At 63.4% G+C, this 7,030-nt stretch carries 1 protein-coding gene and 5 pseudogenes; 4 read left to right on the forward strand and 2 right to left on the reverse strand.

Features of this window, described 5'->3' with window-relative positions:
* Positions 1-20 precede the first annotated feature (20 nt).
* Positions 21-1,421, forward strand: coding sequence for an aminotransferase-like domain-containing protein (locus DEM27_RS32300; RefSeq protein WP_109462337.1), 1,401 nt, complete (start codon positions 21-23; stop codon positions 1,419-1,421).
* Between the two features lie 41 nt (positions 1,422-1,462).
* Here DEM27_RS32300 and DEM27_RS35135 read toward each other — a convergent pair.
* Both DEM27_RS35135 and DEM27_RS32310 read right to left on the reverse strand, forming a co-directional pair.
* A pseudogene (locus DEM27_RS35135) lies at positions 1,463-3,585 on the reverse strand (GcvT family protein); the annotation flags it as partial.
* A gap of 224 nt (positions 3,586-3,809) precedes the next feature.
* A pseudogene (locus DEM27_RS32310) lies at positions 3,810-4,494 on the reverse strand (LysR substrate-binding domain-containing protein).
* A gap of 305 nt (positions 4,495-4,799) precedes the next feature.
* Here DEM27_RS32310 and DEM27_RS32315 point away from each other — a divergent pair.
* The 3 pseudogenes from DEM27_RS32315 to DEM27_RS35140 all read left to right on the forward strand — a co-directional run.
* Positions 4,800-5,078: pseudogene (locus DEM27_RS32315) on the forward strand (M24 family metallopeptidase); the annotation flags it as partial.
* A pseudogene (locus DEM27_RS32320) lies at positions 5,032-5,764 on the forward strand (CBS domain-containing protein); the annotation flags it as partial. The pseudogenes DEM27_RS32315 and DEM27_RS32320, both read left to right, overlap by 47 nt.
* A pseudogene (locus DEM27_RS35140) lies at positions 5,761-6,465 on the forward strand (ABC transporter permease); the annotation flags it as partial. The pseudogenes DEM27_RS32320 and DEM27_RS35140, both read left to right, overlap by 4 nt.
* Positions 6,466-7,030: the final 565 nt, after the last annotated feature.

A 7,030-nucleotide genomic window follows, 5' to 3' on the forward strand; every position in this document is an offset into this window, starting at 1 on the left:
TACCCATACGGGAGGTGAGGGTGGCGGCGTTTGATGACGAGATCAAGCACTCTGGAACGCTGGTCGATAGGTTGACTGCACAACTGAGCGGGGAAATCCTGAAGGGCCGGATGCCTGTCGGCAGCCGGCTCATGTCCATTCGCAAGGCGGCGGATTACCACGGCGTTTCCAAGAACACGGTTATCGAGACCTATGACCGGCTTGTCGCATCCGGCTATGCGGCGTCACGGCCGGGATCCGGCTTCGAGGTCTGCATGCCGCAGGACGCCAGACGAAACGGCCGGCCACGCCATGTCGCGGAGGCTGTGGACATCGCCTCGCTTTTGAATGCCCAGCTCGAAGAGAATTTCGAAATCCGCGTGGGAGACGGCCGGCCGCCGCCGTCATGGACGGAGGAGTCGGAGATCAAGCGCCATCTCGGCCTGTTTTCCCGTAGCAACGCTGCCGGCGCGGATGCCTATGGTTCGGCGCTCGGATTTCCTGCCTTGCGCTCGGAAATTTCGAAGCGTCTCGCGGGACAGCATTTGCAGGCCTCCGAGGATGAAATCCTCCTGACCTTCGGCGCCAATCATGCGCTGGACCTCATCGTGCGCGCCTTTCTTTCGCCCGGTGATGTCGTCCTCGTCGACGAGCCGGGATATTACCCGCTTTTCGCCAAACTCAAGCTGGCGCAGGTGCGGATGCTTGGCGTCCGGCGCACGCCAGATGGTCCGGATGTGAGTGACTTTGTCGCCAAAGCCGCGGCCGAACGCCCGCGATTGTTCTTCACGCAGTCGATCGGCCACAACCCGACCGGCAGTTCCACCAGCCTGCCGGTGGCTCATGCGCTCCTGAATGCTGCGGCCGTCCACAATGTCACGATCGTTGAAGACGACCCGTTTGCCGATCTCGTGCCCCGTGTGCCGAGTCGACTGGTGACGCTTGACCAACTCAATCGCGTCATGTCCGTCGGGACGTTTTCGAAGACGCTCTCGGCCAGCCTGCGCGCCGGCTTTATCGTCGGCAACCGCGAACAGATAAGCGCGCTCGCCGAACTCAAGATGCTGACCACGGTGAACAGCTCCGGCCATATCGAGCGACTGATACACAGGCTGCTGGTCGAAGGTCACTATGACCGGCACCTCAAACGCCTGGCAAACAGGATCGATGCGGCGGCCGTTCGGGTCATTCAAAGGCTTGAGCGCCAGGGCTACAATGTCTTTTCCGGTAATGGTGGCGGATATTACCTGTATTTGCTGCTGCCAGACGGCGTCGATGATATCGAACTCGCAAGACGTGGCGCCCGGGAAAGCATATTCATCGCGCCGGGAAGCGTCTTCTGCCTCGACAAAAGCAACGCCATCGCGGCCGGCAGCAGGCTGAACGTTGCCCGTACAGACGACGAACAATTCTACAATTTTCTAGCGCGGAATCTCGGCTAGGCGAACGCGCAGGTCGACGCCTGGCTTGCTTCCGGGTTCGCGTAGGCGTCCTTGTTGAGAAAGGCACCCTTGTCGATCTTGATCAGACGGTCGAGGCCGCTTTCCTGCGGCCTGTATTCGGGTGAATATTCGCAGCTCCAGCTGCCGTAACCCTTTTCGATGCGCAGGGAGGTGAGCGCGCGTGCGCCTACGGGGCCTGCACCCAGGTCCCTGCCGGCCTCCAGCAGCGCGTCGTAGAGCGCCACCTGCTCGCCGGCGTCGCAGTAGAGCTCCCAGCCGAGATCGCCGGTGAAGGAGACGCGCAGGGCGACGACATCGATGCCGGCGACGCTCATCCTGCGGGAGTGCATGAAGGGGAAGCTGCCGTTGGCAAGATCTTCGTTCGTCAGGCGCATCAGCAGCTCGCGCGATTTTGGTCCGGCGACGTTGAAGGCGCAGAGACGCTCGGTCATCGACGTGAAGGTGGTGTCTTCGGACAGCGAAACAGCCTTGAAGAACCGCTGGTGGTAGCGTTCGGCCATGCCGGAACCGAAGATCATGAACTCGTCCTCGGCGAGTTTCGTCACGGTGAAATCGCCCGCAATGCCGCCGCGCCTGCCGATAAGCGGCGTCAGGCAGGACCGGCCGACCTCCGTCGGCATGCGATTGGCGAAGAGCGCATTCAGCCAGTCCGCGGGGCCAGGCCCCTTCACCGCATATTTGGCGAAGTTGGAGATGTCGATGATGCCGGCATTCTCGCGCAGCATGCGCGCCTCGCGGCCGACCGATGCCCACCAGTTCTGGCGGGTGAAGCCGGTCGTCTCTTCCTTCGGCTCGCCGGCGGCGGAGAACCGGAGCGGATGCTCCCAGCCGAAATTGAGGTCGAAGACGGCGCCATCGCCTTCTGCTTCTCGTAGGCCGGGCGGGTACGGACGGGACGTCCGGCGGCGCGCTCCTCGTTGGGGAAGTGGATCTTGAAACGATGGCTGTACTGGTCGTGCACGCGCGCCCTGGTGAAGGCCTTGCCCGCCCAGTGGCCGAAGCGGGCCATGTCCCAGCCGAACATGTCGAGCGACGGTTCGCCTTCGATCATCCATTCCGCCGCGAGCTTGACCATTCCGCCCGACTGGGAGAAGCCGGGGATGATGCCGTTGCAGCAGAAGTAGTTCGCCAGCTCCGGCACGGGGCCGAAGAGGACCGCGCTGTCCAGCGACCAGATCATCGGCCCGTTGATCACGCGCTTGATGCCCGCTGCTCCGACGACCGGCACGCGGTCGATGGCGCGCATCATGTTCTCCTCGATGCGTTCGAGGTCGTCGGGAAAGAGTTCGTGACCGAAGCCGGGCGGCGTGCCGTCCTCCGTCCAGAACCGCATGTCGCGCTCGTAGGCGCCAATCAGCAGGCCGAGCCCCTCCTGCCGCAGGTAATATTCGCCGTCGCGGTCGGCGACGGAGGGAAGCCGCCGGTCGAGCGCGGCGATTTCCGGGATCGTCTCGGTCACGAAATACTGGTGTTCCGTCGGCATTAGCAGAAGCTCGAGCCCGGCCATGGCGGCCATTTCGAGCCCCCACAGGCCGGCGGCGTTGACGACCCATCGGGTGCGGATGTCGCCTTTCGGCGTGCGCACGATCCAGCTGCCGTCCGGCTGCGCCTCGGTGCACGTGACGGGCGTGAAGCGGTGGATTTCCGCACCCCGCTGGCGCGCGCCCGCCGGATAGGCCAGCGTCACCCCGGACGGATCGACGTTTCCGCCTTCCGGCTCGTACATGATGCAACGGATGCCGTCGAAGTCGACAAGCGGATGCAGGCGCTCCGCCTCGTCGCGGCCGATCTCGTAGAAGTTCATCTTGTAGCGGCGCGCCTTGGCCTCCTGAAGCCTCAGCTGGTGTTCGCGCGCCTCGGTCTGCGCGAGGTAGAGGGAACCCGGCTGGAAGATGCCGCAGCCTTGCCCGGTTTCCACCTCCAGCTCCTTGTAGAGCGCCATCGTATAGTGCTGGAGCAGGCTGATATTGGTGGAGTCGTGCAGGCCGTGGATATTGGCCGCCGCATGCCAGGTCGAGCCCGACGTCAGCTCGCTGCGCTCCAGAAGCACGACGTCGGACCAGCCGAGCTTGGTGAGATGGTAGAGAATGGAGCAGCCGATGAGGCCGCCGCCGATGACGACCGCTTGAGCATGGGAGCGCATGAAATTCCAGCCTTGAACCGATGACCTCTGCTGCCGGCGGAGCTGTGCCGGCGGGTCTCAGTCTAGGGGCGGCCGGTTTCCTCCAAAAGGCGGCGACGACGGGAAATCGATCCCTTTCGGCGCCGGATGGACAAATAAAACGGGGTCATTGATCCCGCAATTTTCGTTTGTTGCCGGATGGGGTTCGGCTAGGCTGAACTTGGCTCATTGCCGCATCAGGCCGGTCAGCCGATCACCGTCTGCGCCTCGGCGACGATCCAGTCACGCACCTTGGCGACGGTCGTTCCTTTCGATGCCTGCCCTTCTGCGAGATAGTAGTTCCACGCGCTCTTGGCGCGGGTCTGAAAGGGCTCGACGAGCAGGCCGCGATCGACATAGGTCCGGGCGAGAGATTGCGTCGTCACGATGCAGCCGGCGCCGCTCGCCGCCATTTCGAGCGCGATGTCGGTGGAGTTGGTGGAAAGTCGTTTGTCGTTTGCGGAAGCGTCGATGCCGAGTGCGTCGGCCATGCCCTGCCAGAATTCCTGCCGCCCGTGTACCGCGATCCAGTTGGATTTCAGAACGTCCTCCGGCGCCCTGATCGCGCTCTGTCCGTGCACGAGTTGCGGCGCGCAGAGAAGCACGAGCCGATCGTTCCACAATTGCAGGCCCTGCGACGGCAGGTTGTCGAAACGGCGGATCGAAATGAGGATGTCGGCGATCTGCTCCGTCGAGTCCTCCCAGATCGTGCCGTGCAGAAGGATTTCCACGTCCGGATGTTTCCTGCTGAAGCCGGCGACGCACTTCGCCAGCCAGTTTTCGGCAAGGCTGGCGGGGCAGGGAGATGACGACGGTCTTGTTGCGGGCCGAGGCGAGCCGGGCGGAGCACTCGAAGGAGCGAATGTAGTTCAGGGGTGGTGGCGGCTTCATTCCAGATTCCTTTTGGACAAGGCTACGGCCGATCCGCGATGCGCAAGACGTGGATGCGCCATGACATCGTTTTTCTTGGTCATTGCCGCCGAACTTATCGTGTGAAGACCGCGGCGGTATTGGCCATAGTTTCAGTGAGGCGGAACATAAAAAGGGTGCGTGTCCAATACCGGGATCTTCGTTGTCCCGGACGGCGGATACAGGTGCCATGAAAGGCAGTTCTCGATGAGTGACAGACGCGGCGGCGGCCGGCGATCGCGGGCAGGCCGGGGTGGCGGCGGGATTTCGCAGCTACCGTGGCAGGAGGCTACTATTCCGATTTCTCGCGGACCTTCCGCTGCTGTCCCGGCAAGCCGACGCCCTACCAGAAATCGCTCTACCGGATGGCCTACGAACAGGTTCAGCACAATATCCCTATCGTCAAGCCGGGCATGGCCTTCCGCGAGGTCGCCGAAAAGGCGTGGAAGATTCCCGACCGTTTCGTCGACCAACGTTACACGTCGGTCATGCACGGCGTCGGCATGCATGGCGAGACGCCAGCCGGACCTGTTTCTCCAGCGCTATCCGAGGGAGCTTTCGGGCGGCCAGCAGCAGCGCGTCGGCGTCCTGCGCGCGCTCGCGACCGATCCGCCGGTCATGCTGATGGACGAACCGTTCGGCGCGATCGACCCCATAACCGCGAGGTCATCCACGAGGAATTCCTGAAGATGCAGAAGACGATCCGCAAGACGATCATCTTCGTCTCGCACGATCTCGACGAAGCGGTGAAGATGGCGGACAAGATCGCGATCTTCCGCGGCGGCAAGCTCGAACAGTATGCCGCGCCGGACGACCTGCTCGCCCGTCCCGCCAACAGCTTCATCGAGGACTTCCTCGGCTCCGACCGGGCGCTCAAGCGCCTCAGGCTGATCTCGGTGCGGAACGCCATGCAGACCGATTTCATCACGGTCCAGAGCTCGGATTCGGTCGAGAGCGCCCTGGAACGCATGCGGTCGTCGGGCAGCGCCGCCGCCTTTGTGCTCGACGCGGAGGGCGTGCCGCAATCCCTTCTGAGCGCGCAGCTCGCGGGCGGCGCTCCGGTGCGGTCGCCGACCACGCGGAACCCGTGAAGGGCGCCGTGCCGGTCAGCGGCGACCTGCGGCACGCGGTGTCGCTGATGTTTGCCCACGACATGCCCCTAATGCCCTGCGTCGACGAGGGCGGCAGGCTGGCCGGCGTGATGAGCTATCGTTCCATCGTGCACAATCTCGGCCACGGGGAGACCGCATGAGCGCTCCCGCCATCCTGAGCAAGCCGCCACAGGAACGCCGCCGCCCCGCGCTCGCCTGGCTGTGGTCGAGCGGCATGGCGGGGGAGATCCTCGCCTATTCCGACGACATCTCTTACCTCGCCGTGCAGCACCTGGAACTCGTCGCCTGGGCCGGCGGACTGGCCATCCTGACGGCCGTGCCTGTGGGCATCGTGCTGTCCCGCCAGGCCTTCCGCTCCGTTTCGGAGATGGTGATGCAGGTCTTCAACATCGGCGGCACCGTGCCGACGCTGGCGATCCTTGCGCTTTCCATGACGCTGCTCGGTATCGGCACGGTGCCCGCAGTGTTCGGCCTGTGGGCCGCCACCTTTCTTCCGATCGTGCGCAACACCTATGCCGGCCTGCGAGCGGTGCCGCCCCACCTGGTGGAGGCGGCGACCGGCATGGGCATGACTCCGCGGCAGGTCCTGTGGCGCGTCGAGCTTCCAAATGCCCTCTTCGTCATCTTCGGCGGCATCCGCACGGCGCTCGCGATCTGCGTCGGCTCGGCGCCGCTGGTCTTCCTGATCGGCGCCGGCGGGCTTGGCGAACTGATCTTCACCGGGATCGCGCTGGACGAATTCCCGATGATGATGGCCGAGGCCATTCCCACGGCACTGATTGCAGTCCTGGTTGACTTCGTTTTCGGCCAGATCCAGTACCACCTCGTTCCACGAGGGATAAAGGCAGACGGCGCACCGTCCGAAGCAATCACCCGGGAAATCATTGCCGAGGTCTATGGCGTCGAGACGCGCTTGGCGCGCAATTCTTCCGGCGTACTGCAACTTCACCGTCCTGCATCCGCTTTGAACAAACCCTTCGAAAGGTCATCTCGAATGGATAAATCCGATTTCATCTATACAGGCTCCGATGGCTGCCGGCTCATTGCAAGCATGCTGGCAGACACCAAGCTGGACAAAAACGTCGATACCGTCATTGTCATGCTCCATGGCGGCGGGCCGGATCACCACAACGTGGAGCCGTTGGTCCGAAGCCTCACGGCAGGCGCGCGGATTTTCCTGCCGGATATTCGCGGCTACGGCCGTTCGATCTATCGTGACCCGGTGTGTGCCATACCTGGACGCAATATGTCGATGATCTGGACGTCCTCATCGCGATCAGATCGTGTCCCAGGAGATGGTGTAGCTTCGGCGATCGCCGTGCCTTCCGGACAGAGCCGGGCATTGATCAGCTTGCTGCTGGCAGGCTGATGAGCGGATCATCGCTCATCGCGGCGATGGTTTCCAG

It is taken from the genome of Rhizobium album (assembly GCF_003122325.1).
GTDB lineage: Bacteria > Pseudomonadota > Alphaproteobacteria > Rhizobiales > Rhizobiaceae > Metarhizobium > Metarhizobium album.